Origin of the sequence: Sphingomonas sp. TZW2008 (assembly GCF_002117915.1) — a bacterium.
Taxonomy (GTDB): Bacteria; Pseudomonadota; Alphaproteobacteria; order Sphingomonadales; family Sphingomonadaceae; genus Sphingomonas.
Map to the genome: position 1 here is coordinate 41,533 of NZ_BDJB01000001.1, position 25,905 is coordinate 67,437.

A 25,905-nucleotide genomic window follows, 5' to 3' on the forward strand; every position below is an offset into this window, starting at 1 on the left:
CGCTATTCCTCGACCGGCGCGACATCGACGCTGACGTCCATCTGCTGCGCGCCCGAGCCGAGCACGACGCCGTCGACGGGCGCGATCTCCGCATAATCGCGGCCCACCGCCATGACGATATGGTCGCTCGCCATCCAGATGCCGTTGGTGGGATCGAGCCCGACCCAGCCCTTCGCCGGGCCGCACCACAAGAGCACCCAGGCATGCGTCGCATCAGCGCCGACCAGCCGTTCCTGCCCCGGCGGCGGCAGCGTGCGGATATAGCCCGAGGCATAGGCGGCGGGGAGGCCGGCGGCGCGCAGCCCCGCGATCATGATTTGCGCGAAATCCTGGCACACGCCGCGGCGCTTGGCGAACGCCTCGTGCGGCGGCGTATCGACCAGCGTGGCGGCGGGATCGAACTCGAAATCGTGCTGAATGCGGCGCGCGAGCGCGATTCCTGCCTCCAGCGCGTTGCGCGCCGGATCGAGATCGGGCGCGCAATAGGCGCCGATCGCGCGATCGAGCGCGATCAGCGGGGAGGGAAAGAGGTATCCCGCCGGGCAGCGCGGCGAGAGATCGCGCGACGCGCGGGCCATTGCCGCGACTTCGCCGAGCGTCGGGTCACCCGGCTCGGGGAAGGGCACGAGCCGATCGACGGTTACGCGCGCGATGCTCTCGATCACCAAGCGGCGGACGGGCTCGTCGACGGTGAGGCGGGTGACGTTGGCGAGCCCGGCTTCGGCGCGCGCAGGTGCGGTGCGCCCCGCCGGCGAGACGCGCAGCATGTACGATTCGAGCCGCTGGCCAGGCCAGTCGATCGGTTCGAGCCGCAGGTTGCAGCGCGCGAACTTCACCTGCGCGCCGTAATCGAACGTGGTGGTGTGATGGATGTCGTAGAGCATGCGGGCGGCGATCAGGCGAGCGTCAGCCCGCTGGCGCGCAGCGGTTCGGCGCCCTGCAGGAAGTAGCGCCGCGCAACGGCGTCGGACAGGCGCCCGAGCCGGCGTTCGAGTTCGTTCAGCGTATCGGCGTCGAGCATCGCGGCGCGCGCGATCGACACGATCGCCTTGAGCTCGGTCGCCTCGGCCTGCTGCGGCTCAGCCATGCCGTCGTCGTCGAGCACGGGCAGCGCCGCGACATGCTCGCAGATCCGTTCGACCTGGAAGGCGAGCGCGCGCGGGTTGCCCGGATCGAGCGCGACGAGATCGACCACGGGCACGCGCGCGAGGCCGGTGAGATAGCGCTGGCGATAGCTGATCTGGCTGTCGGCGAGATCGAGCAGCGTCGACAGATCGTCGAGCGAGGCGCCGGGCAGGCCGAACGCGCGCGTCGCGCGGACGATGGCGCCGGCGCGCTCGATGCGGCGGCCAAGATCGTGGAAGCGCCACGCCGCAGTGCGGCTCATGTGTTCGGCCGACAGTCCGGCGATCGCGGCGTAGCGGCGTTGGAGCGATCCGGCGCGATCGAGCATGCCGCGGTGACTGGGGAAGGGCGCGTCGAGCAGCCGCATCACGTCCGCCGACAGCCGATCGCGCGAGCCGTCGCCGATGCGCCGCGCGTGGCGGTTGATCTCGGCGACCGACTGCCACTCGCCCCCGGTCGATTCCATCGCGATGCGCGCCATCTGGCGCAGGTCGGCGCGGGCGAGCGAGGCGGGCGCGGGTGCCGCCCCTGCGCCGGCGACCAACCCGACGAGCCGCCCGACCGTATCGGGGCCGAGCGCCGCGCCGCCATCGGCGTCGATCGAATTACCGAGCATCACGCGCAGTATGGCGAGCAGCGCCTCGCCGCGTTCGAGATAGCGGCCGAGCCAGAAGAGATTGTCCGCGACGCGGCTCGGCAGGGTGCCGGGATTGCGGCGGACGTGGTGCGAATCGGGCGCGGGGAGCAGCGAGATGGGATCGACGCGCTGGCGGCCGTGGACGACGACGTCGGCCGACCAGCTGCCCTCGCCCATCACCGCCGCGCGCGGATCGGGCCGCTCGCCGATGCGCGCGAAGCCGCCGGGCAGGACGGTCCACGCGCCGTCCGCGCCGCGCGCGGCGAACACACGCAGGTTGAACGGGCGCGCAACGAGATCGTGGCCCGACACGACGGGCATCGTCGACAACCGCACGATTTCCTGTCCGACATAATCCTGCGGGCGGCGCGCCATGTCGGCGAGCAGGGCGTCGCGCTGCACCGGCGTCAGATCGCCGCCGGCGATCGGCGCGTCGTCGGGAAGACCGAGCGTGCCCGATCCGAACGCGGGGGCAATGATGAGGTTGGCAAGATCCTCCTCCACCCGTGCCCGCTCGCGATCCTGCCCGCACCACCAAGTGGCGATGTTGGGCAGGCTGAGATCGGCGCCGGTCAGCCGCGTCGAGAGTTGCGGCAGGAAGGCGTGCCATGCCGGCGCCTCGAGCACGCCGACGCCCGGCGCGTTGGAGAGGACGACGTTGCCCGCGGCATAAGCGTCGATCAGCCCGGGGACGCCGATCTGCGAGTGGGTGTCGAAGGCGAGCGGATCGAGGAAGCGTGGATCGAGCCGCCGCCACAACGCGTCAATCCGCTTCAATCCGCCGATCGTGCGGACGTAGACCTTGTCCTCCAGCGCGGCGAGATCCGCCCCCTCGACCAGCAGCAGGCCGAGGTAGCGCGCGAGGTGCGCCTGTTCGGCGTAGCTCGCATTGTAGCGCCCGGGGGTGAGCAGGCCGATGCGCGGATCGCTGCGCCGGCACAGCGCGGCGAGCCCGTCGCGGAAGGCGGCGAAGAACGGCGCGTGCCGCGCGACGTTGAGCCGCGCCTGGAGCCCGCCGAGCGTGCGGCTGACCGCCAGCCGGTTCTCGAGCGCATAGCCCGCGCCGACCGGCGCACGCAGGTGATCGGCGAGGACGCGCCACTCGCCGGTCGGCCCGCGGCCGAGATCGACCGCGAGGAAGTGCAAGTGATGGCGCCCCGGCGGCGTGAGGCCGACGAGCTGGCGCAGATAATATTGGCTGCCCGCGATGAGCGACGGCGGGACGAGACCCTGGCTGACGAGCCGTGCCTCGCCGTAAAGATCGGTGATGATCGTCTCGAGCAGCCCGGCGCGCTGGATCACGCCGCGTTCGATGCCGCGCCACTCGTCGCTGTCGATCAGCAGCGGGACGGGCGAGAGCGGCCAGGGGCGTTCCTCGTTCTCGCCCGCGACGCGAAAGCCCGTACCCATGTCGGCGGCGTGGCGCTGGACGCGCTCGCGCGCATGGCCGAGATCGTCACCGACGAGGCTGGCGAGTTCGGCGAACATCGCCGCCCATGGCGCGTCATCACCGCCGCACAGCACGTCGCCGCCGGCGCCGGCGTGCGCGCAATAGTCGGCGATCCAGCGGCCGGCCTGCGCGGCGGGATCGGACAGGACAGGCTGTGTCGCCAAGCGAGCCGACTCCCAGATACGCGGCGGCGGCGACCCTAGCGGAGCGATGCGGCGGCGCAATATGCAAATCGTGCAGCCGACAGCTAAGGCGCCGCCGCGATCAGGCGTCCATCATGCGTCGTCCGCGCCGCGCGACGGCGGTGTGCCCGACGGTGGCGGCGGGCGTGCGCGTGCGGACGGTGTCGACGAACAGCCAGTCGTTGCTGACGCGATCGGGCGTGACGGTGAGCGCCATGTAGCCGCGGCGGCTGGTGTCGCACCATTTGAGCTCGGGGCTTGCCTTGACCAGCGCGCGCGCGACGGTGGTGGGATCGACCGCGAGTGCGCTCTCATAGCCCGACGAGGTGACCGCGTGGCCGGCGAACTCGACGCCGACGGACGAGCCCTGTGCAAGATCGAACGCCCAGGCGTTGTGGCTGTCGCCGCACAGCACGACGAGGTTCGCGTCCGCCGCTTGCGCCGCGTTGAGGAAGCGCGCGCGGGCGGCGGGGTAGCCGCCCCAATTGTCGAGATCGGACGGCAGGCCCGCCTTGCCCGCCGCGATGCCGGCGCGCACGTAATTGGCGGCGAACGGCCGCGCCTGCGACAGCCAGCCCTCGGTCTCGGCGGGGACGCGCATCTGCCCCATGATCGTGCCGAAGCCGACGATCTGCCAGCGCGCGCCGTCGCGCACCGATTGCGCGAGGCCGCGATACAGCCAGTCCTCCTGCTGCGATCCCAGCATCGTGCGCGCGGGATCGTTCCAGGCGCCGTCACGGAACGCGGCGAGCGCGCGAGCCGGATCGGGCGCGCGCAACAGATCGCCGATGTCGGTGCCCTGCGTGCGCGCGGCGAGCCGCGTGTCGGTGCGGAACAGGGTGGCGAGGCGGCCGATGTCGTAGCGTTTCCACGGCTCGTCCGAGACGGGCATCCACTCGCGCCACGCCTGGATCGCGGCCGCCTTGCGCGCATTCCAATCGCCCTCGGTCGCCGGATCGTGGTTCTGCGCGCCCCCCTCCCAGCTGTTGTTGGCGCTCTCGTGATCGTCCCACGAGGCGATCACTGGCAGCCGCGCGTGCAGCGCCTGAAGATCGGGGTCGGCGCGGTAGCTGGCGTAGCGCAGGCGATAGTCGGCGAGGTGGATGATCTCGCCCTTGGGTTGCGGCAGGCGGTTCGCCACCACCTCCTGCAGCGCCGGATAGGTGCCGTTGGCATATTCGTAGAAATAGTCGCCGAGGTGGAGCGCGAGATCGAGGTCGTCGCGCGCGGCGGCGTGGGCATAGGCGTTGAAGAAGCCGAAGCCGATGTTCGAGCAGGAGAAGATCGCCGCCTTGAAGCGCGACGCGCGATCGTCGGGCAGCGTCTTGGTGCGGCCGACCGGCGAATAGCTGCCGTCGGGTGCGACGAATCTGTAGAGGTAGCGGCGGCCGGGGCGGAGGCCGGTGACGGTGATCTTCGCGGTCCAATCGCGCCACGGTCCGGTAATCGCCTCGCCACCAGCCGCGATCCGCGCGAAATCGGGCGTCTCGCTCACCTCGACCTTGAGCGTCACGCTGTTGCCGGTGGCGGGGACGTAGCGCGTCCACAGCAGCATCGTATCCGCGCCGGGCTCGCCGCTCGCCACCGCGTGGGTGAAGCCGCGCGCGGCGAGTACGGTCTGCGCCGCCGACAGGCCGGGCAGCGCAAGTGCGCCCGCGCCGAACATGCCGGTCGCGAGCAGCGAACGGCGGCTTACCTCGATCATAGAGCATCTCCCCTGCCGATGCGGTGCGGCTCGTGCCGCCTCCTGCCCGCGTAAGGTGACAGATCGGCGTCGCGGGGGATAGGCCCGGCGCGGGCGTTGTTGCGCGCGACGTGCAGCGGCCCGATCAGGTGCGCGCGGTCGCCCGCGTCAGTTCAGTCGGACTTAACGCGCTCGGGCGCGGCGGCGGCGACTTCGGGCAGCGCGAGCATCGCGGCCTCTGCCATCAGCAGCCGGGGATAGGCGTCGAGCGGTACCGCGAAGCGGCGGGCGTTGTAGAGCTGCGGCACAAGGCACAGATCGGCGATGTCGGGCGACGCGCCGCCGAGGAATTCGCCGCCGGGCAGCGCTTCCTTTGCCATCGTCTCAAGCGCGGCGAGGCCGTCGGCGACCCAGTGACGATACCAGTCGTCCTTCGCCGCCTGGTCGGCACCGAACTGCGTTTCCAGCCGCTTCAGCACGCGCAGATTATCGATCGGATGGATGTCGGCGGCGACGACGAGCGCGCGGGCGAGCTGCCCCGAACGCGTCGCCGCGTCGGACGACACCATCGGCGGATCCTTGAACGTCGCGTCGAGAAAATCGATGATCGCGAGGCTCTGCACCAGCGGGCGGTCGTCGACGACGAGCGTCGGCACGAACCCCTGCGGGTTGAGCGCGCGATTGTCCGCGCCGCTCTGCTCGCCGGCGAGCAGGTTCACCGCGACGCAATCGTAGGCGACGTGCTTGAGGTTGAGGCACAGCCGGACGCGGTACGACGCCGACGAGCGCCAGTAATCGTGGAGGACGATCTTCATGCGCGGGCCTCCCCTTCGTCGTCGCCGTCCTCGACCGTCTCGCTGCGGCGTTCCATCGCAGTCTTGATCATCGCCGTCATCGGATCGGCGAGCGCGAGGCCGAGGATGCCGAACAGCGCGCTCGCCATGATCTGCGTGCCGAGCGTCAGCGCGGGGGGCATGTCGACGGTGCGCTTGGCGACGATCGGGATCAGCACGTAGCCGTCGAAGGTCTGCACGACCACATAGGTGCCGATCGCCCACAGCCCGGCGTCATACCCGGCAGAGAAGCCCACCGCGATCATCAGCGCGCCCGAGATGAACGCGCCGATATTGGGGATGAAGGCGAGCAGGCCGGTGAGGATGCCGAGGATCGCGGCCATCGGCACCCCGCCCGCCATCAGCGCGAGCCACGTCAGCACGCCTTCGGCGACCATGCCGAGGATGCGGCCGAACAGCAGCCGGCGCAGCGTGTGACTCATCCGTGCGACAGTGATCGCGAACTCGGCGCGGTTGCGCTCGGGCACCATCCACTGCAGCCCGCGATCGTAGACGCGCGGGTCCATCGCCACGAACAGCCCGATCACGACGATCATGAACATCGTCGTCAGCGCGCCGAACACCGTGCCGACCCATGAGGTGAGCCGCCCGGCCGAACTCAACGCCTGGCGCGCGATGCCGTTGATGTCGGACGCGCCGGGCATCAGCCCCTGGCGGCTGAGCCACACCGACACACGCGTCGCCTGGTCTTCGAGCGTGGTACGCAGCTGGGTGATCTGTTCGGCGACCTGGACGCCGGTGAGGTAGAAGGTGCCGACAAGGAAGGCGATCGTCAGCAGGCAGACGATCAGCAGCCGCCAGCCGCGTCCGATCGGCAGCACGCGGCCGAGCAGGCGAACCCCGCCGTCGAGCAACGCAGCGAAGACGAGCCCGGCGAAGATGATCAGCAGCGGCTGGACGAGCAGCACGACCAACGCGATCGCGCTCGCCATGCCGAGCCACACCGCGGCGCGGCGGATCTCGTGCCGCGTCCCAGCGTCGCGCACCTCGTGCGGGCTGGCGCCATCGACGACGTCGACCCCCGTCTGATCGCCGCGCACTTCGGTCATCGCGTTTCTTCCGGATGGAGCGAGGTGCCGGCACGGCCCGAGCGCAGCGCCGGCCACCAGGTGAGCGGGTTGAGCGTCGCGCTGCCGTCGACGGAGAAGGTGATGAATTCGGCGCGGCCGCCGATATTCTCCCACGGCACCGGCCCGCCGAGCCCCTTCTCACTGCCGCCCAGCGCGAAGCGGCTGTCGGCCGAACGATCGCGATTGTCGCCCATCAGGAATACGCGGTCGGCAGGGATACGGATCGGGCCGTAATCATCACCCGGGCTCTCGCCCAGTTCGACGGTGTCGAAGCGGCGACCGTTGGGCAGCGTCTCGGTGACGATCGGCAGGCGGCAGACTTCTGCGCCGCTCGGCAGCCGGGTGCGCGCATCGGGATATTGCCACATGTCGCACGTGGCGTTCGCGTCTACCGGCAGGTCGCGATAGTGGATCGGGCCGCGCGAAACGGGACGCCCGTTGAGGATCACGGTGCCGCCGCGGACCTGAAGCGTGTCGCCCGGCAGGCCGATGACGCGCTTGATATAGTCGCTGCTCTGCCCCGGCGGGGTGACGATGACGACGTCGCCGCGCACGGGCAGCTTACCCCAGATCCGGCCGTGCCACGCCGGCGGCTGCCACGACCAGCTGTCCACCGGCTGGCGCAGCACCGCGCCGCGGAAGATCGCCACCGGATCGGGGATCGTCGGCGAGACGAACGACCAGCCGTAGGCGAATTTGGACACCACCAGCCGATCGCCGACCTCGAGCCCCGGCAGCATCGATTCGCTGGGGATGTAGAACGGCTTGGCGATGAAACTGTGGAAGCCGAGCACCGCGAGGATCAGCCAGAACAGCCCCTTGGCCTCGCCCCACCAATCGAACCCGCGGGTGTGGCGGCGCTGCGGCTCGTCCGCAATGGGTTCGCCCGTCAATGCCAGATCGTCCGCCACGTCACTCACTCGGCTAATGCTTTCTCGACCGCGACCGCTTCGATGACCACGAAGGCCTGCGCCCAGGGATGATCGTCGGTCAGCGTCAGATGGATGCGCGGCGCGTGGCCGGGCGGGATCATCGCGTCAAGCCGCGCCTTCGCGCCGCCCGTCACCGCGAGCGTCGGCCAGCCGGTCGCCGCGCTGACGACGCCGATGTCGCGCATCGCTACGCCGTGCTGGAATCCGGTGCCGAGCGCCTTGGCGAACGCTTCCTTCGCGGCAAAGCGCTTGGCGTAGCTGCCCGCCGCGGTGAACGGGCGGGCGCGCGCCCGGTCACGCTCGGCGGGGGTGAAGACGCGGTCCTCGAAGCGGGTGCCGAAGCGGTCGATCGACGCCTTGATCCGATCGATGTTGCACAGATCGGCGCCGAGCCCGACGATCAACGCGCGGCGTCCATCGCGGCGCGCATTTGACGTATGGCGTCGCCGAGCCCGGTGAAGATCGCCTCGCCGATCAGGAAATGCCCGATGTTAAGTTCGACCACCTGCGGGATCGCGGCGACGGGGGCGACATTGTCGAAGGTGAGGCCGTGGCCGGCGTGTACTTCGATCCCGTTCTTGGCGGCGAGCGCGGCGGCATCCCCGAGGCGGCGCAGTTCCTCGGCACGCGCCGCGCCATCGAGCTCGCAGTAGCGGCCGGTGTGCAGCTCGACCACCGGCGCGCCGAGCCGCAGCGCGGCGTCGATCTGGCGCGCGTCGGGCTCGATGAACAGCGACACGCGGCTGCCCGCGTCGCGCAGCGCGGCGACGATCGGCGCTAAACGGTTGTGCTGCCCGGCGGCGTCGATCCCGCCCTCGGTCGTGCGCTCCTCGCGCTTTTCGGGCACGATGCACACCGCGTGCGGGCGGTGCCGTAGCGCGATGGCGAGCATCTCGTCGGTCGCCGCCATTTCGAGGTTGAGCGGGATGGCGAGCGCGTCGACCAGCCGCGCAATATCATCATCGGTGATGTGGCGGCGATCCTCGCGCAGGTGCGCGGTGATGCCGTCCGCCCCCGCCTCTGCGGCGAGCAGCGCGGCGCGGACCGGATCGGGATAGGCGCCGCCGCGCGCATTGCGCACCGTCGCGACGTGATCGATGTTGACGCCGAGGCGCAGCGTGCGGGCCGCGCTCATGCCGCGGCCCGGCTGCCCGGCTTGATCGCGGGGATCGCGGCGAGTTCGGGCGGCAGCGCGTCGGGGGCGTAGGTCGGCACGTCGAGCCGGATCAGCGGAAAGAAGGGGACGCCGATGTCCGCGCTGCCGTTCGACCGGTCGACCAGCGCGGCGCCGGCGACGACGCGCCCGCCCGCCGCCTCGATTGCCTTGATCGCCTCGCGCGACGACAGCCCGGTGGTGACGACGTCTTCCATCATCAGCACTTCCTGGCCCGGCGCCAGCCGGAAGCCACGGCGCAGCTCGAACGTGCCGGTCGGGCGTTCGACGAACATCGCCTCGACCCCCAGCGCACGCGCCATCTCGTGCCCGGCGATGACACCGCCCATCGCCGGCGCGACGACCGCGGTGATGCGTGCGCGCAGATCGGCCGGCAGCCGCGCGGCGATCGCCTCGGCCAGCCGCGCGCCGCGGCGCGGATCCATCAGCACGCGCGCGCACTGGAGATAGCGCGGCGAGCGCAACCCGGAGGAGAGGATGAAATGCCCCTCCAGCAGCGCGTCCGCCGCGCGAAACTCCGCCAGCACCTCGTCTTCGGTCACGCCTGTGTCCTCGTCATCGCGGTCCGCCGACCGCGCGTGCGAGATACGGCGGCGCCCGCGGCGGCGCAACGCGCGGGGCGAAGCGGCGGGCAAATAAAGCGCAAGCCGCGCTTGAGGCGCACCCGCGCCCTGCGTATAGGCCGCCCGATGGACGGATTCCGCGCAGGGCACGCGCCGGCGCCGCGCCAGACGACGCGAGGGGTGACGACGAGACGATGAAAAGCGCGTTCAAGGGATTGATGCTGGCCGCAGGGCTTGCGCTGGCCGGGCTTGCGCCCGCTGCCGCGCAGCAGGCGGCGCCCGCACCGGCAGCGTCGCCGACGGCGGCGGTCGAGGCCTCGGGCCCGGTGACGACGCCCGGCGCGACCGCGATCGGCAATTCGACCGCGACGACCGACCGCGTACCCGTCGCCGCGCCCGCCGCACCGACGCTCGCGCTCGACGGCGCACCGCGGTTGACCGCGCAGCCGGGGATCGGCCAGCCGACCGACGGGCTGATGACGATCCAGCCGCAGGTGACCAAGAATGGCGAGCGCGCGCACTGGTTTCACGACAGGATCCTCTTCCCGCTGATCACCATCGTCTCGCTGCTGGTGCTCGTGCTGCTCGTCTATGTGATGGTGCGTTATCGCCAGGCGCGCAATCCGGTGCCGTCGAAGACCAGCCACAACACCTTCATCGAAGTCGTCTGGACGCTCGTCCCCGTGCTGATCCTGGTGGCGATCGCGGTGCCCTCGATCGGGCTGCTCTCCGCGCAGTTCAAGCCGGCGCCGTCGGGCGCGGTGACGCTGAAGGCGATCGGCAACCAGTGGTATTGGAGCTATCAATATCCCGACCATGGCGGGATCGAGATCACCGCCAACATGCTGAAGGAGCAGAGCCAGGTCGCCGCCGGGGAGCGCGCGCGCACCGACGCTGATGGCCCCCGGCTGCTGGCCGTCGATAACCGCATCGTCCTGCCGGTCGGCGTGCCGATCCGGCTGATCACCACGGCGAACGACGTGATCCACAGCTGGGCGATGCCCGCGTTCTGGATCAAGCTCGACGCGGTTCCCGGCCGCCTGAACGAGACGAGCTTCACGATCGACAAGCCCGGCCTCTACTTCGGCCAGTGCTCGGAACTGTGCGGCGCGCGCCACGCCTTCATGCCGATCGCGGTCGAGGCGGTGTCGCCGGCACAGTTCGCGGCGTGGATCCGCGCCAAGGGCGGCACGATGCCGACGCCGGGCCAAGCCTCCGCCGCCGCGATCCCGCAGCCGGGCGCCGACACGTCGGCCGCCGCCAATGCCGATGCCGCGGCGACCGACAACGCCACCGGCCCGGTCGAGAACGCGACCGTCGCACCCACCACCTCCCCGCAGGGGGCCACCGGCAATCCGGGCGGCACCGGCGACACGGGACGCTAAGACCATGACCGATACCGCTCTTCACCCCTCCGCGTTCCAGGCGCACGGCGACGACGCGCACCACCACCATGATGCCGATCACAAGCCCGCGTTCTTTCAACGCTGGTTCATGTCGACGAACCACAAGGACATCGGCACGCTGTACCTGATCTTCGCGATCTTCGCGGGGATCATCGGCGGCGCGATCTCGGGCCTGATGCGCGTCGAGCTTCGCGAACCGGGCATCCAGTATCTACCGACGTGGCTGGCGATGCTGCACGGCCCGGGCACGTTCGACGAGGCGTTGCACCTGTGGAACGTGATGATCACCGCGCACGGTCTCATCATGGTGTTCTTCATGGTGATGCCGGCGATGATCGGCGGGTTCGGCAATTGGTTCGTCCCGCTGATGATCGGCGCGCCGGACATGGCCTTCCCGCGCATGAACAACATCAGCTTCTGGCTGCTGGTGCCATCGTTCATGCTGCTGCTCGCCTCGCCGTTCTTCGGCGTCGGCGCGGGTACGGGCTGGACGGTCTACGCACCGCTCTCCACCTATGGCGAGCCAGGCCCATCGGTCGACATGGCAATCCTGTCGCTGCACCTTTCGGGTGCGTCGTCGATCCTGGGCGCGATCAACTTCATCACCACGATCTTCAACATGCGCGCACCGGGCATGACGCTGCACAAGATGCCGCTGTTCGCCTGGTCGGTGCTGGTGACGGCGTTCCTGCTGCTGCTCGCGCTGCCGGTGCTCGCTGCCGCGATCACGATGCTGCTGACCGATCGTAACTTCGGCACGACCTTCTTCGATCCGGCCGGCGGCGGCGATCCGGTGCTGTACCAGCATCTGTTCTGGTTCTTCGGCCATCCCGAAGTGTACATCATGATCCTGCCGGGCTTCGGCATCATCAGCCACATCATCGCGACGTTCAGCCGCAAGCCGGTGTTCGGCTACCTCGGCATGGCCTATGCGATGGTCGCGATCGGCGTGGTCGGGTTCGTCGTGTGGGCGCACCACATGTTCGCCACCGGCCTCAGCGTGAACACCAAGATGTACTTCACCGCTGCGACGATGGTGATCGCGGTGCCGACGGGCATCAAGATCTTCTCGTGGATCGCGACGATGTGGGGTGGCTCGCTCACCTTCAAGACGCCGATGACGTGGGCGATCGGGTTCATCTTCATGTTCACCGTGGGCGGCGTGACGGGCGTCGTGCTCGCCAACGGCGGCGTCGACGATTACATGCACGACACCTATTACGTGGTGGCGCACTTCCACTACGTGCTGTCGCTCGGCGCCGTGTTCGCGCTGTTCGCCGGCTTCTACTATTGGTTCCCGAAGATGTCGGGGAAGATGTACAGCGAGCTGCTCGGCCAGCTGCACTTCTGGGTGTTCTTCATCGGCGTGAACATCCTGTTCTTCCCGATGCACTTCCTTGGTCTTCAGGGCATGCCGCGGCGCTACCCGGACTATCCCGATGCCTATGCGCAGTGGAACGGCGTCGCGACGCTGGGCTACGAAATCATGGCGGCGGGTATGGCGATCTTCTTCGTCAATATCATCTGGTCGCTGATCGCGGGCAAGAAGGCGCCGGACAATCCGTGGGGCGAAGGCGCGACGACGCTGGAGTGGACGCTGTCCTCGCCGCCGCCGTTCCACCAGTTTGAGACGCTGCCGGTGATCGAGGACTCGAAGCACTGAGCCGGACCGACCGGACGTGAAACGAAGCGCCCCGCCAGGAAACTGATGGGGCGTTTTCGTTTTAACAGTACCGCAAGATGCGCCGGTCGCGCTGGCGCCCAGCTAGAGCCGCACGAACAGCGTCAGCGAGGCGATATGCGCTATGTCGGTGCGGCTGCCGGGGCCGTTGCGCAGCTGGTTGAGATACCCGGCCTCGAGCGTCGACGTGCCGGCGAGCGGGATTTCTAACCCGGCGAAGCTGCGCAGCTGGTCGAACCCCTTCGTGCCGCCCCACTCGGCGCGGGTAAGGCCGACGAACCCCTCCGCCGATCCCATCACCGCCACGCGACGGGCGCCGGCGTGCAGCGGATATTCGAGCCGCACCATCTGCCGCGCGCGCAGCGACATGCCGTCACCGTCGTTCCGCCAGCGCTGCTCGAGCCGGGTGCGCGACTGCACCTCGAGCTTGCCGAACTTGCCGACGTTCCACGTCGCCTGCTGGAAGAGGCGGTCCTCGTGCCGGTCGCGTCGGCCGTCAACCGGCTCGACGACGCGCGTGTAGCCCTGGTAGACCGTCAGCGCCTTTGACACCTGCCAGCCGATTGCGGGGCGCAGCAGCAGCGCGGAGAGGCGCGAGGCACCGTCGGTGATGCGCGGCTGCACCTCCGCGAAGAAGACGAGTCGATCCTTGATCGGCCCCATGACGGTGGCGTTGATCCACACCCCTTCGTCATGCACGGTCTGCGCTGCCGCCGGCACGGCCAGTACTGGGGAAAGGCACACGCCAAGCGCGGAAAACATCGTCGGTCGCATGCGATGCGTCTAGCCGCACCGTCGTGCGCGCGTCATGGTTCGCGCATCGATAGCAACAAAACGTTGGAGAGCGGGTGATGCCGGACTTTCGCATGATCGAGACGGAAGGCGCGACGATCAGGGTCGCGGTCGAGGGCGCGGGGCCGCTGGTGCTGATGGTGCACGGCTTTCCCGAGAGCTGGTATTCGTGGCGGCACCAGTTCGCGCCGGTGACGCAGGCGGGGTTCACCGCCGCCGCGATCGACGTGCGCGGCTACGGCGGGTCGAGCAAGCCCACCCGCGTCGAGGATTATGCGATGGAGGCGCTGGTAGCGGATATCGCGGCGGTCGCGCACGCGCTCCAGCCCGATGCGCCCGCGATCATCGTCGGCCACGATTGGGGCGCGCCGCAGGTGTGGAATTCTGCGCTGACGCGCCCCGATGCCTTCTCGGCCGTCGCAGCGCTGTCGGTCCCCTACGCCGGCGTCTCGACGCGGCCGTTCACCGAGGTGTTTCGCCAGGCGTTCACCAACAAGGGCCGCTTCTTCTACCAGGAATGGTTCCAGGAGGTCGGCCCCGCCGAGGCGGAAGCGGAGCGCGACGTGCGCGATTTTCTGCGCAAATTCTACTATGCGATCTCGGGCGACGCGCCCGAAGGCACATGGCCCAACAAGCCCGCCGGTGCGACGCTGCTGCAGGACATGGTCGATCCCGATCCGTTCCCGGCGTGGCTGTCGCCTGAGGATCTCGACTATTACGTCGCCGAGTTCGAGGCGTCGGGCTTCTTCGGCCCGATTAGCCGCTATCGCAACCACGAGCGCGACCATGAATGGCTGCAGCCGTATCGCGAACGGCGGATCGAAAAGCCCGCGCTATTCATCGGCGGCACCAAGGATCCCGCGACGACGCTGTTCGGCGCGGTCGCCGATCCGATCGCGCTAATGCGCCCGCACGTCCCGCTGGTGGAGGGGCATCTGCTCGAGGGATGCGGCCACTGGACGCAGCAGGAGCGGCCCGAGGAGGTCAACCGCCTGCTAGTCGATTGGCTGGGCCGCGTGCGGCCACGCTGACGCGCCGCTTGCGCGGTCGCCGCAAACCCCGCAGGCTGCACGCGGGGTGACGGGGCAGCGGCGATACCTGGGCAAGATGGCTGCGGCGCGCGGGGCGGGGCTGCCCGACCGCGCCGCGGCCGCGCGGCTGGGCCGCACGCTCGGCGCGCAGGGCTATGCGCAGATCGTCACGATCGCGGTCCAGCTGGGGCTGGTGCCGGTGCTCCTCGCAGCGTGGGGCGTACGCGGCTACGGCACGTGGCTGCTGCTATCGGCGATCCCGGCATATCTCTCGTTCAGCGATCTCGGCTTCACCTTCGTTGCCAAGAACGAGATGGTGATGGCGGTGGCGCGCGGGCAGCGTGATGCCGCAGTGGCGACGTTCCAGAGCATCTTCGCGCTGCTGTGCGTCGGCGCGCCGCTGCTGCTGGTGGCGAGCGCGATCGCGGTAATGTGCGTCGATCTATCGACGCTGCTGTCGCTCGCCCCCGGCACGAGCGCAGCGGCACCGGGCGCGCTGCTGTTCCTGATCGGCACCGTGCTCGTCTATCAGTTCTTCCTGCTCGTCTGTGCGGGCATCCGCGCGGAGAACCGGCCGGCGAGCGAGGCGATGTGGGCAGCAAGCGGGCGGCTGGCGGAAGGCGCGGCGATCGGCGGGGCCGCGCTGGCGGGGGGCGGCTTCGTCGCGGCGGCATCCGCCGCGCTGCTCACGCGCATCGTGCTGACGATCGCTGCCTATCGCTGGCTGCAGCGCCGTACCGCATGGCTACGGCTGGGGTTCGCCGCGGCACGGCGGGCCGAGATCGCGCGGCTGTGGCGCCCGGCGATCGGCTATACCGCAATGCCGGTCGCGCAAGCGCTGCTGATCCAGGGGCCGGTGCTGATCGTCGGCGCGCTGCTCGGCCCCGCGAGCGTGGTGGTGCTCGCCACCTCACGGACGCTCGCGCGGCTCGGGACGGCGGCGACCAACATGGTCAACAACAGCGTCGTCAGCGAATATTCCGCGCTCGCCGGGGCGGGCGCGGCGCGCGGCTTCGATCGGCTGGTACGGACGCAGCTGGGCGCAACGGCGGTGATCGTCGCCTGTTACGCACTCGTCGTGCTCGCGACGGCGCCGCTAGCGCTCGGCCTGCTGACGCACGGCCGCGTCGCGGTCGTCCAGCCGTTCTTCACGCTGCTCGTGCTCGGGGTCGCGGCGGAGATGCTCTGGTCTGCGCTGTTTACCCCGGTGTCGGCGACCAACCGGCATGGTGCGGTGACGCCAATCTTTCTCGCGGTCAGCGGGGCGGCGCTGCTCGCCGCGGTGCCGCTGATCGCGCATCTGGGGGTGAGCGGCGCGGCGCTCGCGCTACTCGCGGCGCACGGCGTGATGATCCCCGTCACGTGGCGCGGATTGCGGCGAACTCGCGCATGAGTGATTTGCCGCCGACGCTGTTCGTTGGCCTGTCCGCCGAGGGCCCGGGGGGAATTCAGCGCTTCAACCGACGCGTCCTTGCCGCGCTCACCGCGATCGGAGCGCCCGCCCGGTGCGTGATGCTGAACGACGCGCCGGTCAACGGCGACCGGCTGCGACTGATGCGGGCGATCGGGCGCGCGGCGCGCAGCGCGCCGGTGCTGCTGCTGGGGCACGTCAATCTCCTGCCGGTCGCGGCTGGCTATCGGCTGATGAACCCTGCGGGGCGGGTGATGCTGTTCGCGCACGGCATCGAGGTGTGGGGCGATCCGGCATATCGCCGCGTGCGCCGCTGGGAGCCGGCGGCGATGCGGGCACTGGTCGATCGCGTTGCGGTGGTAAGCGACTTTTCGCGCGACCGCATGACGGCGGCGTTCGGGATCGCGCCGGATCGCTTCCACCTTTTCCCCAATGCGGTTGATCTGCCGCCCCCGGCCGGCGCGAGCGGCGGGGGGCCTCCAACGGTCCTCGCGGTCGCGCGGCTGGGGGCAGGCGAGCGCGAGAAGCGCGTCGACGATCTGATCCGTGCGCTACCGATCGTCGCCGCCAGCGTGCCCGAGGCGCGGCTGATGATCATTGGTGAGGGGCCGCTGCGCGCCGAACTCGCCGGCTTGGCCGCGACGCTCGGTGTGGGGAAGCGGGTGGACCTGCTGGGCGGCGTCGATGAGATGGCGCTGACACAAGCCTATGCCGGTGCGCGCGCCTTCGCGCTGCCGTCGACGAAGGAGGGGTTCGGCATCGTCTATCTCGAGGCGTGGGCACGCGGCGTGCCGGTGGTGGCGGCGAAGGGCGGCGCGCCGGCGGCGATGATCGCCGACGGCGTCGACGGTTACACCGTCCCGCCCGGCGACGTGCCGGCGCTGGCCGCGGCGCTGATCGCGCTCCTCACCAACCCAGAGGCGGCGGCGGGAATGGGCGCGGCAGGGCGCGCGAAGGTGCAGCAATGCTATTCGGCGCCGGCTTTCAACGCCAATCTGCGGCGCCTGCTGCAGCGCTGACCCGGATCGTGCCGAACGCGCGCCGCCGCCGCCGCGTCCGATCGAGCAGCAGGAGCGCGCCGCCGACGAGCAGCAGGAACGGAAAGCTGCGGCAGAAGAACGACAAGGTGGTGCTGACCTCGCGCTCGGCGAGGAAGGCGGTGGCGGCGAAGACGAACGCCGCCCAGGCGTTGCCCACGAGCCGCCCGGCCACGAGATCAAGCGCGACGAAGGTGATCGCGACGGTGATCGCTGGCAGCACGAGCACCCCGACCCAGCCGAGTGCGGCGAGGCTGCTCGCGACGAGCCCGACGACCGGGCGTGCGATAGATCTCTTGGCACGGAAGCCGTAGTGCCAGGCGATGCGATCGGGCGCGGTCGTCAGCGTCTTGTGCAGGAGGAAGCCGGGCAGCAGCGTTTCCGCCGGATCGCGCCACAGATCGGCGAGGCCCATCGTTCCGCGATCGCCGAGCGCGCGCGCGACCTGATCGATCGGCTGGATCATCGTGAAGCGTTCGGTGTTCCAGGTGCGCGGATAGACGTAGCTGTCATGATAGGTGAGCTGGAAGCCGGCGGCGATGCGATCCGCATCGGCGGCGAGGCGCGCGGGATCGAAGCGCGCGGCGGCGATGACACGCGCGGTGGCGACGATGCGGCCGATGCCGCGCACGTCGGGCTGCGTGCGCACGATCTGGATCGCGGGCACGACGAAGCCGACCGCGACGAGCATGCCGATCGCAGCGGGCACGATCCATCGCCACCGCAGGCGAACGCGGAACGCGACAAGGGTGACGAGGACGACGAGCAGGAAGTCGAACAGCGTTCGCTTGGTATTGTCGGCAAGCGTCAGCGCGAGGACGACGATCGCCATCGCGGCGAGCAGCGCCTTCGGCCCGATCGCACCGGGGCGCTGCGCGACGAGCGCCGCCTGCAGCCCGGCGCCGAGCAGGAGTAGCGGATAGAAGGTGCCGAAGCCGCCGAAGCCACCGCCTTCGAACCCGCCGTTGCTGGCGATCGCGCGGAACTGCGTTTGGAGGAAGGTGAAGAGCGCGCCGAGCGCGAAGGCGAGCGGGGCGAGCCAAGCGAGGCGCGCGGGATCGGCGGTGACGGTGCGCAGGCGGAAGGCGAAGCGCGCAGGTCGGCGCACGGCGTGGCTTGCGGCATAGCCGACGGTGATCGAGGCGAAGCCGGCGAGGAGGTAGGTTGCGGTCGTCTCGGGCACGACGAGGTTCGCCTGCACCGGCTGGCCGGCGAGCGTCTTGAGGGCGAGGCTAGCGGTGCCGAAGTAGATGCAGAGGAGCGCGAACAGCCCGTCCGACACGCGCGGATTGCGCTTCGCCAGTGGCGCCAGCGCCGCGCTGGCGATCACCACCAGCGTGCCGAGCACGCCGGCGCTGGCGCCGAGCAGCGCCTGCATCCCGGCCAGCGCCACGATGGCGACCGCGTAGAACAAGCATCGCGCGCGCTTGGCGATCGTTCTTCCCCCCATCTTCCCCGCAGCGATGCTAGCAGCCAGCGGACGTGCCGTCGACGCCGCGCGCGGTTGCGCAAGACATTCGCTTCGCTAGACTTTGCCCCGGGGGAATGGGCAGATGCGGATCGGCGACGACGATAGGCCGCTCGACGGCGGCGCGGCGCGCGCTTGGCAGGGGGGTGCGAGCTTCTCCAGGGCCAACCGCCTGTACCGGCTCGCCTGGACGATTGCGTGGCTGCTGCTGGCGGCGTGGACGCCGCCGCCGCTGCGCGGTTGGCGCCGGCTGGTGCTGCAGGCGTTCGGCGCGCGGCTGGCGCCGACTGCGAACGTCTATGCCAGCGCGCGGATCTGGTCGCCGCGCAACCTGTCGATGGAGGATCACGCCGCGATCGGGCCGCGCGCGACGATCTATTCGATGGCGCCGATATCGATCGGGGCGCATGCGGTGGTGTCGCAGGGTACGCATCTGTGCGCGGGCACGCACGACATCGAGGATGCGGCGTTCCAGCTCGTCGCGCGGCCGATCATTATTGGTGCGCGCGCGTGGGTGGCGGCGGAGGCGTTCGTCGGACCGGGGGTTTCGATCGGCGAGGGTGCGGTGCTCGGCGCGCGGGCGGTAACGATGCGCGACGTCGCGCCGTGGATGATCGCCGTCGGCAATCCGGCGCGCGTTGTGCGCGAGCGGCGCATCCGGTTCGATCCGGCGTGACAGAGGGTGTCGTTGCCGTGCCGATGCCACCGGCCAGCGTCGACCTGACGGTGGTGATCCTGACGTACAACGAGGCGCATCACATCGAGCGTGCGATCGCGAGTGTCCGCGGCGTTGCGCGCGCGGTTCTTGTCGTCGACAGCTATTCGACCGACGCGACCGTCGCGCTAGCGCAGGCCGCGGGCGCGACCGTGCTGCAGCACCGCTTCACCAGTCATGCCGCGCAGCTGCAATGGGCGCTCGATCATGCCGGGATCACGACCGACTGGACGATGCGGCTCGACGCCGACGAGCTGATCGAGGCGGATCTTGCGGAAGCGATCGTCGCGACCTTGCCGACGCTGCCACCCGAGGTGAGCGGGATCGAGCTCGATCGCAAGCACGTGTTCATGGGGCGCTGGATCCGGCACGGTGGGCGCTATCCGTTGCGCTTGCTGCGCCTGTGGCGGACGGGGCACGCACGGGTCGAGCAGCGCTGGATGGACGAGCATATACTGCTTGAGCGCGGGGCATCGATCGTGCTGGCGGGCGGCTTCGCCGACGTGAACCTCGGCGATCTCACCTTCTTCACCGCCAAGCACAACGGCTATGCGACGCGCGAGGCGGTGGAGGTGATCGCTGCGCGCCACGCGCTGTTCGGCACGCGCGCGACGCTGTCGCGCGGCGGCGGCCCGAAGCAGGCGCGCGGCAAGCGACGGATCAAGGCGCTGGTGTACGACCGGCTGCCGCTATGGGCGGCGCCGCTCGGCTATTTCCTGTACCGCTATGTCGTGCAGCGTGGCTTCCTGGATGGGCGTGCGGGGCTAATCTACCACGTGCTGCAAGGCTTCTGGTATCGCTTCCTCGTTGGCGCAAAGGTGGTGGAGTTCGAGCGCGCGCTGGCGGGCTGCACAACGCGCGAGGCGCGGATCGCCAAGTTGCGCGCGCTGACCGGCCTGCCGATCGGGGAGGCGGGATGATGCGCATCCTGCGCATCATCACCAGCGCCGATCCGCGCACCGGCGGGCCGATCGAGGGCGCACTGCAGGTTGCGGCGGCCTGGGCGCGTGCGGGGCATCGCCAGGATTTGCTGACGCTCGACCCGCCCGAGGAGCGGCACCTGCCCGACTATCCGGGGCGGATCGTCGCGCTCGGGCCGCCGCGCGGGCGGGGGCTGTGCGCGCGCTATCGCTACGGCGCGGCGATGGTGCCGTGGCTGCGCGCGCATGCGCACGAATATGACGCGATAATCGTATCGGGGCTGTGGCGCTATTCGGCACGCGGCGCGATGCGGGCGCTCGCCGACGGGCCCGTGCCGTATTTCGTCATCCCGCACGGCATGCTCGATCCGTGGTTCCGTAAGAGGGCGGCGGCCAAGTACTGCATCAAGCAACTGTCGTGGTGGTGGGCCGAGGGGCCGCTGTTGGCGGGCGCGCGCGCGGTGCTGTTCACCAGCGAGGAGGAACGGCGGCGCGCGCGGGGCGCGTTTCGCCCATATCGCCTGACCGAAGCGGTGATCGATTACGGCACGGCGGATATCGGCGCGGCGAGCGCGGGGGAAGCGGCGGCGCAGGTCGCGGCGTTCCGCGCGCTCCTGCCCGCGCTGAATACGCGCGAGTACCTGCTGTTCCTGGGGCGGCTGCATCCCAAGAAGGGATGCGACCTGCTGGTCGCGGCGTTCGCGGAGGTCGCCGCGCGCGCCCCTGGGCTCGACCTCGTCCTTGCCGGGCCCGACGATGCGGGGTTCGGCGCGGTGCTGCGCACGCAGGTGGCGGCGGCCGGGCTTGCCGATAGGGTGCATTTCGTGGGCATGTTGCGCGGCGCGGCGAAGGCAGGGGCGCTGCGATCGGCGGCGGCGTTCGTGCTGCCGTCGCATCAGGAGAATTTCGGCATCGCCGTCGCCGAAGCGCTGGCGGGCGGCACGCCGGTGCTGGTCAGCCACGAGGTCGCGATCTGGCGCGAGGTGCTGGCCGAGGGCGGCGGCCTCGCTGCGCCCGATACCGCCGCGGGGACGCGCGATCTGCTGGAGCGCTTCCTGTCGCTTCCGGCGGAGGAGCGGCAGACGATGCGGCAGGCCGCGCGTGCGGCGTACGAGCGGCGCTTCACGATCGAGCGCGCGGCGGACAGCCTGCTGACGACGATCGAGCGGCATCTCGCCTGACAGGCTGTCCTACATGGTTGATCGTGATGTAGAACAAACCACGAACAATCAGGAGGACGGCAATGGCGGCGGAAGTCGAAGTTCCGGCGGGGTTCGTCCCGCAATATGCGTTGGCATTCGGCGCGGTGGACGCGCCGGCGGTGTCCGTGCACGCGGGCAACCCGCTGCCGGTGCGTACCGTGCGGCAGGCGGCCGGCAGCGTGCCGCTGATCGGCAGCACGTCCGCGAGCGGGACGGTGGGGCCGTTCGTGCCCGAGCTCGGCACGCCGATCCGCGTGATGCTGACGGGCAATTGGACGGGCGTGGTCGAGCTGCAACGATCGATCGACGGCGGGGCGACGCGCGTGCCGCTGACCGCGGGGGGCGAGGGGTGGGGACGGTTCACCGGAAACGCCAACGAGGCGGTGACGGACGAGAGCGAGGCGGGCGCGACCTATCACCTCGCCATCGCGTTGCAATCGGGCACACTTGCCTATCGGGTGGCGCAATGAGCGCGGCGGACGTAATCGCGCGCGGCATGGCGGCGCAGGCCCGCGCGGCGGTGGCGACAAGCAATCGCCACGCACGACTGATCGGCGCGGCGGCGGCGAGCGAGCGGCGCAATCCGGTGATCCTGCCGCCGTGGCTGGCACCGCCCGCCTACGTGCCCAATACCGCCTATGCGGTCGGCCAGGTGGTCGCCAATGCGGGCAGGTGGTTCATGTGCGGTATCGCGGGCACCAGCCCGGTGAGCGGCGGCGGGCCGACGACGACGGCGAGCGGGCAATATGTCGCGGATGGTGCGAGCGCGGTCTATTGGACGTATCTTGGTGGCGCGCGCGCGGCCGATCCGGGCGACGGCGCACCGGCGGTGTCGGCAGTGACGAGCAACCCGTCGCTTGGGGCGAACTGGCTGCCGGCGAGCTTTCCCGCGTCGTACCGTGTGCGGGGCGCGGCGCCTGCTGCTTATCGCGGCAGCTTCTGGTCGCTCGGCAGCTTCGAGGCCAAGGCGGGGGTGGTGGCGTGCGCCGGCGCGTCGGTGGGGTTCGACTGCGACGCCGACAAGCTGGCAATCTTCCTGCCCGCCAATTCGGCGCAGCTACGCTTCATCGTCGACGGGCGCTATCTGATGCCCGGCAGTCACGTGGTCGGCGGATCGGACCAGTGGCTGGTGATCGACTGGACGGCGAGCACCGGCCGGCGGCTGCGCAGCTACGAGGTCGAGACCGGCAAGAGCGCGGCCTATTTCGGCTGTGCGCAGACGCCGCTGTCGGCGAGCGTCAGCGCGGGTGCGGGCGCCGTGCCGCGGCTGGTGGTGATCGGCGACAGCTACAATGCGGGATCGAGCTACGGGCCGTGGCTGGCGGGCGGATCGATCGCGCAGCTCGTCGCCAAGCGGCTCGGCTGGCGTGACGCGTGGAACCTGTCCGCGGGAGGGACGGGATATCTCAATCCATCGGCCTCGGCGTTCCACACCTATCGCCAGCGCGTGCCGCAGGCGCTCGCGCTCTCGCCCGACGTCGTGCTGCTGATGGGATCGACCAACGACGCGGGCTACCCACTCGCGCAGGTGCAGGCCGAGGTGCTGGCGACTATGCAGGCGATCCGCGCGGGAACGCGCGCGCCGATCATCGTCGTCGGCGTGCCGTCGATCAATCTCGCGGGTGCGTTCGCAACCGAGGCCGCGGTGCAAGCCGGGGTGGCGCAGGCGGGCGATCCGCTGGCGTTCTTCATCCCGATCGCGGGGGCGACACCGCCATGGGTGCTGGGCAGCTGGAACAACGCGAGCGGGGTGCCGGCGGGCGCGGCCAACAACGCGCTGTATGTCGCGGCGGACAACGTTCATCCGCCCGAAATCGGCTACGATTACTATGCGCAGCGGATCGAGCGCGCGGTGCGCGCGAGCGTGCTGCCGGTCCTCGCCGCCGGCGGCTGAACGGGTGATGCGCTGCCGCCTGCGTCCTGAGTGGCGCGCGGCGATGGCTGGCCGAAGTGAAGGGCGGCGCGGCGCTGGGCAAGGCCGCGCCGCGCCGATAGGCTGGAGCGATGGGGGAGCGCATCGGCTGGCTGGACAATGCGCGCGCGATCGGGATCGTCGCGGTGGTGATCGGCCACGTCACGCGCGATTCCGCGACATGGGCGGCGATGTTCCACTTCCACCTGCCGCTGTTCTTCATGGCATCGGGCATGGTGTTCACGCCGCGCCCGTGGCGCGAGACCGCGCGGCGGCAGGCGGGCACCCTGATTGTGCCCTATGTCCTGTGGCTGGTGCTGGTCGCGGTAATCGATGTCGCGATCGCGGCGGCGCTGGGGCATCGCACCTATCTGCCGTAGGATCGGCCGCTCGTCGCGCTGGCGCGGATGGTGCTGGGCGGCACCTATCTCGTCGGGCCGTTCGGCATCTTCTGGTTCGTCACCTGCCTTTATCTGGTGCAGGTCGCCGGCAGCGTGGTGGTGCGGCGGGGCGGGCGATCGGTGTGGATCGCGGCGCTGGCCGCCCTCGGCATTGCGCACGTCATGCGCCATTGGCCGAGCCCGTGGGGGGTGATCGGGGTGCCGCTCGGCCTGTTCTTCTTCCTCGCGGGCGTACTCTATCGGCGGCATCTTGCGCGGCTCGGTCGGCGCGCGATGCTGGCAGCGGGCGCGATGACGGCGCTGGTGCTGGTGACGGCGCCGCTCGACATCAAGATCGCCGACTATGGCACGCCGGTGGCGAGCAGCGTCGCCGCGCTCGGGCTATGCCATCTGATCTTCGTCGCGGTGCGGCACGTGCGGGCATGGCCGCTCGGCGTGATCGGGCGCGCGAGCCTCGTCATCATGTATGCGCATCTGACGATCGCCTACGCGCTGCGCGACAGAGTGCCCGATGCGCTGGTGATCGCGTTGGCGGTGGCGGTGCCGACCGGTGTCTGGTGGCTGCTGCGACGGTCGGCAACGGCGGCGCGCCTCCTGCTCGGCGAGAGGCGTCCAACCGCGGAAACGGCAATTTCCAGAAGCGTTCGGCGGCGCTCGCCTTCAGCATAGGCGACGAGCCGCTGCGTGACGTCGGCGAGGATCGTCTCCTTGTGCCAGTGGGCCGCGGCGCGCGCTACCGCGGTGGCTCCGAGCGCGGCGCGGCGGGCGGGATCGTCGAGCAGCGTCTCGAGCGCGCACGCGAAGGCGGCGGGATCGTGCGGGCAGGTACGGATGCCGCACCCCTCGATCTCGTGCGCGAGACCGGTGTCGGCGGGCGTCGTCGCGACGACCGGGCGGCCCGAGGCGAGCATGTTGGGGAGCTTCGACGGCAGCACGAGATCGGCCGCATCGGCGATCTGCGGCAGGAGATGGACGGTGGCGAGGCCGAGCAGGTCGCGCATCCGATCGGCCGGCACCAGATCGAAGAAGCGCACGTTGCCGCAATCGCGCGCCGCGGCCTCGATCAGCGGCCGGTGCGGACCTTGGCCGCAGATGACGAAAACCAGGTCGGTGCGATGGATCAACAGCCGCGCGGCGGCGAGGACGACGTCGAGCCCCTGCTTGCCCGCCATGTTGCCCGAATAGAGCGCGACGTGCGGCTCGGTGATGCACCACGCGTCGCGGAACGATGAGGGATGGTCGATCGGCGTGATCGCGGGCTCCGCCCAGTTGCGGACCTCGACGACGCGCGCCGGATCGCGGCCGAGCCAGCGCAGCTTGCGGCACATCGCGGGCGAAATTGAACTCGTCCGGTCGCTGCGCACCGCCCAATGCTCGATCAGGCGAAGTACGGGCTTGAACGGGCGAAGCCACGTGAGCTGGCCCGTGGCGAAGGCGAGCTCGGTTTCGAAATCGTGGAGATGCACCCACAAGGGTATGCGCCAGCGCCAGAAGGCGCGCAGGCGGATGAGGATCGTGGCGATGACGCTGGGCGCGATGCTGACGATCACGTCGGGACGGCGCTCGCGGATCATCGCGCTCGTGGTGGCCGCCGCCCGCCGGGCAAAGGCGAGATGGTAGCGCACCCTGGCGAACCCCTTCGCCGCCGGCGCGACGCCGTGCGCGACGCGGCAGACCTCGACCCCGCGCTCGACGCGGCGGGTCTCGCCTGCGTCGTCGAAGCCCGCCATCACCGTCCAATGCGGATAGGCGGGCTTGTCGCAGATGACGCGCACGCGGTGGCCGGCGGCGGCCAGATGCTCAGCAAGCCCTGCGGTATAGGGGCCGATGCCGATCGGCTCGGGCGTGTAATTATGGCCGACGATCACGATGTCCATCGGCCGGCTGCTCATGCGCCGCGTGCCGCCGACAGGTGCCATGCGGTGGCGAATACACGATGGCGTTGATCTCGCGCAGGCGCACGAACGTGCCAGGTGAATCGTCCCATGACACGGCTCCCCCCCTAAGTCGCGAGCCCCCGCCGCGACCCGCTAACCATATGGAAAGCGGCACTCTTGTCTAGAGATATGTAACCTATGTGATGAAAGATCCCTTTTGGATCTTCTCAAACGCAGTTGCCAGGGCAGCGGGATGCAAGGGCGCGTCGAGCGAGGCCGGCGCGCGCACATTACGACGGGCGGGCGCAATAGCTGTTGCCATCATCGATGAAGGGGGGGGATGATGCTGATCTCGCTGTGCGGCACTCGGCAGAGTCGGCG

The 25,905-nt window shown here is 70.1% G+C and carries 23 protein-coding genes; 11 read left to right on the forward strand and 12 right to left on the reverse strand.

Annotation, left to right across the window (positions count from 1 at the left end):
- Positions 1-2: 2 nt before the first annotated feature.
- The 9 genes from B7L05_RS00185 to pyrE all read right to left on the reverse strand — a co-directional run bounded on the left by B7L05_RS00185 (position 3) and on the right by pyrE (position 9,650).
- Positions 3-884 carry a transglutaminase family protein gene (locus B7L05_RS00185; protein WP_085808203.1) on the reverse strand — a complete coding sequence of 294 codons (882 nt, stop codon included), beginning with the start codon at positions 882-884 and terminating at the stop codon, positions 3-5.
- Between the two features lie 11 nt (positions 885-895).
- Positions 896-3,376, reverse strand: coding sequence for a circularly permuted type 2 ATP-grasp protein (locus B7L05_RS00190; protein WP_085808204.1), 2,481 nt, complete (start codon positions 3,374-3,376; stop codon positions 896-898).
- A 100-nt stretch (positions 3,377-3,476) separates the two neighbouring features.
- Entirely contained in the window at positions 3,477-5,099 is a 1,623-nt protein-coding gene (locus tag B7L05_RS00195) for an alkaline phosphatase (protein ID WP_085808205.1), read from the reverse strand.
- A 152-nt stretch (positions 5,100-5,251) separates the two neighbouring features.
- Positions 5,252-5,893 (reverse strand): maleylacetoacetate isomerase, encoded by a 642-nt coding sequence (maiA, locus tag B7L05_RS00200; RefSeq protein ID WP_085808206.1) that lies wholly within the window; start codon positions 5,891-5,893, stop codon positions 5,252-5,254.
- Complete coding sequence (locus B7L05_RS00205; RefSeq protein ID WP_085808207.1) at positions 5,890-6,981, reverse strand: AI-2E family transporter; 1,092 nt, start codon at positions 6,979-6,981, stop codon at positions 5,890-5,892. Before B7L05_RS00205 ends, maiA begins: the two co-directional genes overlap by 4 nt.
- Positions 6,978-7,913 carry a signal peptidase I gene (lepB, locus tag B7L05_RS00210; protein WP_085808404.1) on the reverse strand — a complete coding sequence of 312 codons (936 nt, stop codon included), beginning with the start codon at positions 7,911-7,913 and terminating at the stop codon, positions 6,978-6,980. Before lepB ends, B7L05_RS00205 begins: the two co-directional genes overlap by 4 nt.
- 5 nt (positions 7,914-7,918) lie before the next feature.
- Positions 7,919-8,338, reverse strand: a complete 420-nt coding sequence (gene acpS / locus B7L05_RS00215; RefSeq protein ID WP_085808208.1) for a holo-ACP synthase — start codon at positions 8,336-8,338, stop codon at positions 7,919-7,921.
- Positions 8,335-9,069, reverse strand: a complete 735-nt coding sequence (locus B7L05_RS00220; RefSeq protein ID WP_085808209.1) for a pyridoxine 5'-phosphate synthase — start codon at positions 9,067-9,069, stop codon at positions 8,335-8,337. The genes acpS and B7L05_RS00220 overlap by 4 nt, the downstream gene beginning before the upstream one ends.
- A complete protein-coding gene (gene pyrE, locus B7L05_RS00225) occupies positions 9,066-9,650 on the reverse strand; it encodes an orotate phosphoribosyltransferase (protein WP_085808405.1) in 585 nt (194 codons plus the stop codon). Before pyrE ends, B7L05_RS00220 begins: the two co-directional genes overlap by 4 nt.
- Before the next feature lie 215 nt (positions 9,651-9,865).
- Between pyrE and coxB the strand changes: the two genes are divergently transcribed.
- Together coxB and ctaD are read left to right on the forward strand one after the other, a co-directional pair.
- Positions 9,866-11,056, forward strand: coding sequence for a cytochrome c oxidase subunit II (coxB, locus tag B7L05_RS00230; protein ID WP_085808210.1), 1,191 nt, complete (start codon positions 9,866-9,868; stop codon positions 11,054-11,056).
- Positions 11,057-11,060: 4 nt separating this feature from the next.
- Positions 11,061-12,740: a cytochrome c oxidase subunit I gene (gene ctaD, locus B7L05_RS00235; protein WP_085808211.1), complete on the forward strand. Its 1,680-nt coding sequence runs from the start codon at positions 11,061-11,063 to the stop codon at positions 12,738-12,740.
- Between the two features lie 102 nt (positions 12,741-12,842).
- Here ctaD and B7L05_RS00240 read toward each other — a convergent pair whose 3' ends face one another.
- Positions 12,843-13,532, reverse strand: a complete 690-nt coding sequence (locus tag B7L05_RS00240) for a DUF2490 domain-containing protein (protein WP_085808212.1) — start codon at positions 13,530-13,532, stop codon at positions 12,843-12,845.
- 77 nt (positions 13,533-13,609) lie between these two features.
- On the opposite strand from B7L05_RS00240, the gene B7L05_RS00245 reads away from it, so the two are divergent.
- The 3 genes from B7L05_RS00245 (at position 13,610) to B7L05_RS17300 (ending at position 17,011) form a co-directional block, all read left to right on the forward strand.
- The gene (locus tag B7L05_RS00245) at positions 13,610-14,581 is read left to right on the forward strand and encodes an alpha/beta fold hydrolase (protein ID WP_085808213.1); all 972 of its coding nucleotides are present in this window, start codon (positions 13,610-13,612) and stop codon (positions 14,579-14,581) included.
- A 76-nt stretch (positions 14,582-14,657) separates the two neighbouring features.
- Entirely contained in the window at positions 14,658-15,974 is a 1,317-nt protein-coding gene (locus tag B7L05_RS17295; RefSeq protein ID WP_179187071.1) for a lipopolysaccharide biosynthesis protein, read from the forward strand.
- Positions 15,971-17,011, forward strand: coding sequence for a glycosyltransferase family 4 protein (locus B7L05_RS17300; RefSeq protein WP_179187072.1), 1,041 nt, complete (start codon positions 15,971-15,973; stop codon positions 17,009-17,011). The genes B7L05_RS17295 and B7L05_RS17300 overlap by 4 nt, the downstream gene beginning before the upstream one ends.
- On the opposite strand, the gene B7L05_RS00260 is transcribed toward B7L05_RS17300, so the two are convergent.
- On the reverse strand, positions 16,977-18,443 hold the full coding sequence (locus B7L05_RS00260) for a hypothetical protein (protein ID WP_085808215.1): 1,467 nt from the start codon (positions 18,441-18,443) through the stop codon (positions 16,977-16,979). The two genes, B7L05_RS17300 and B7L05_RS00260, sit on opposite strands and share 35 nt — an antisense overlap.
- A gap of 139 nt (positions 18,444-18,582) precedes the next feature.
- Here B7L05_RS00260 and B7L05_RS00265 point away from each other — a divergent pair, with 139 nt between their 5' ends.
- The 6 genes from B7L05_RS00265 to B7L05_RS00285 all read left to right on the forward strand — a co-directional run bounded on the left by B7L05_RS00265 (position 18,583) and on the right by B7L05_RS00285 (position 23,626).
- Positions 18,583-19,173 (forward strand): DapH/DapD/GlmU-related protein, encoded by a 591-nt coding sequence (locus B7L05_RS00265; RefSeq protein ID WP_144037055.1) that lies wholly within the window; start codon positions 18,583-18,585, stop codon positions 19,171-19,173.
- On the forward strand, positions 19,170-20,132 hold the full coding sequence (locus tag B7L05_RS00270) for a glycosyltransferase family 2 protein (RefSeq protein WP_256926539.1): 963 nt from the start codon (positions 19,170-19,172) through the stop codon (positions 20,130-20,132). The genes B7L05_RS00265 and B7L05_RS00270 overlap by 4 nt, the downstream gene beginning before the upstream one ends.
- A complete protein-coding gene (locus tag B7L05_RS00275) occupies positions 20,129-21,313 on the forward strand; it encodes a glycosyltransferase (RefSeq protein ID WP_218775979.1) in 1,185 nt (394 codons plus the stop codon). Before B7L05_RS00270 ends, B7L05_RS00275 begins: the two co-directional genes overlap by 4 nt.
- 62 nt (positions 21,314-21,375) lie before the next feature.
- A complete protein-coding gene (locus B7L05_RS17305) occupies positions 21,376-21,804 on the forward strand; it encodes a hypothetical protein (protein WP_179187073.1) in 429 nt (142 codons plus the stop codon).
- Entirely contained in the window at positions 21,801-23,228 is a 1,428-nt protein-coding gene (locus B7L05_RS00280) for an SGNH/GDSL hydrolase family protein (RefSeq protein WP_179187074.1), read from the forward strand. The genes B7L05_RS17305 and B7L05_RS00280 overlap by 4 nt, the downstream gene beginning before the upstream one ends.
- 110 nt (positions 23,229-23,338) lie before the next feature.
- Positions 23,339-23,626: an acyltransferase family protein gene (locus B7L05_RS00285; RefSeq protein ID WP_085808218.1), complete on the forward strand. Its 288-nt coding sequence runs from the start codon at positions 23,339-23,341 to the stop codon at positions 23,624-23,626.
- Between the two features lie 506 nt (positions 23,627-24,132).
- Here B7L05_RS00285 and B7L05_RS00290 read toward each other — a convergent pair.
- Complete coding sequence (locus tag B7L05_RS00290) at positions 24,133-25,539, reverse strand: WcaI family glycosyltransferase (protein ID WP_179187075.1); 1,407 nt, start codon at positions 25,537-25,539, stop codon at positions 24,133-24,135.
- Positions 25,540-25,905 lie beyond the last annotated feature (366 nt).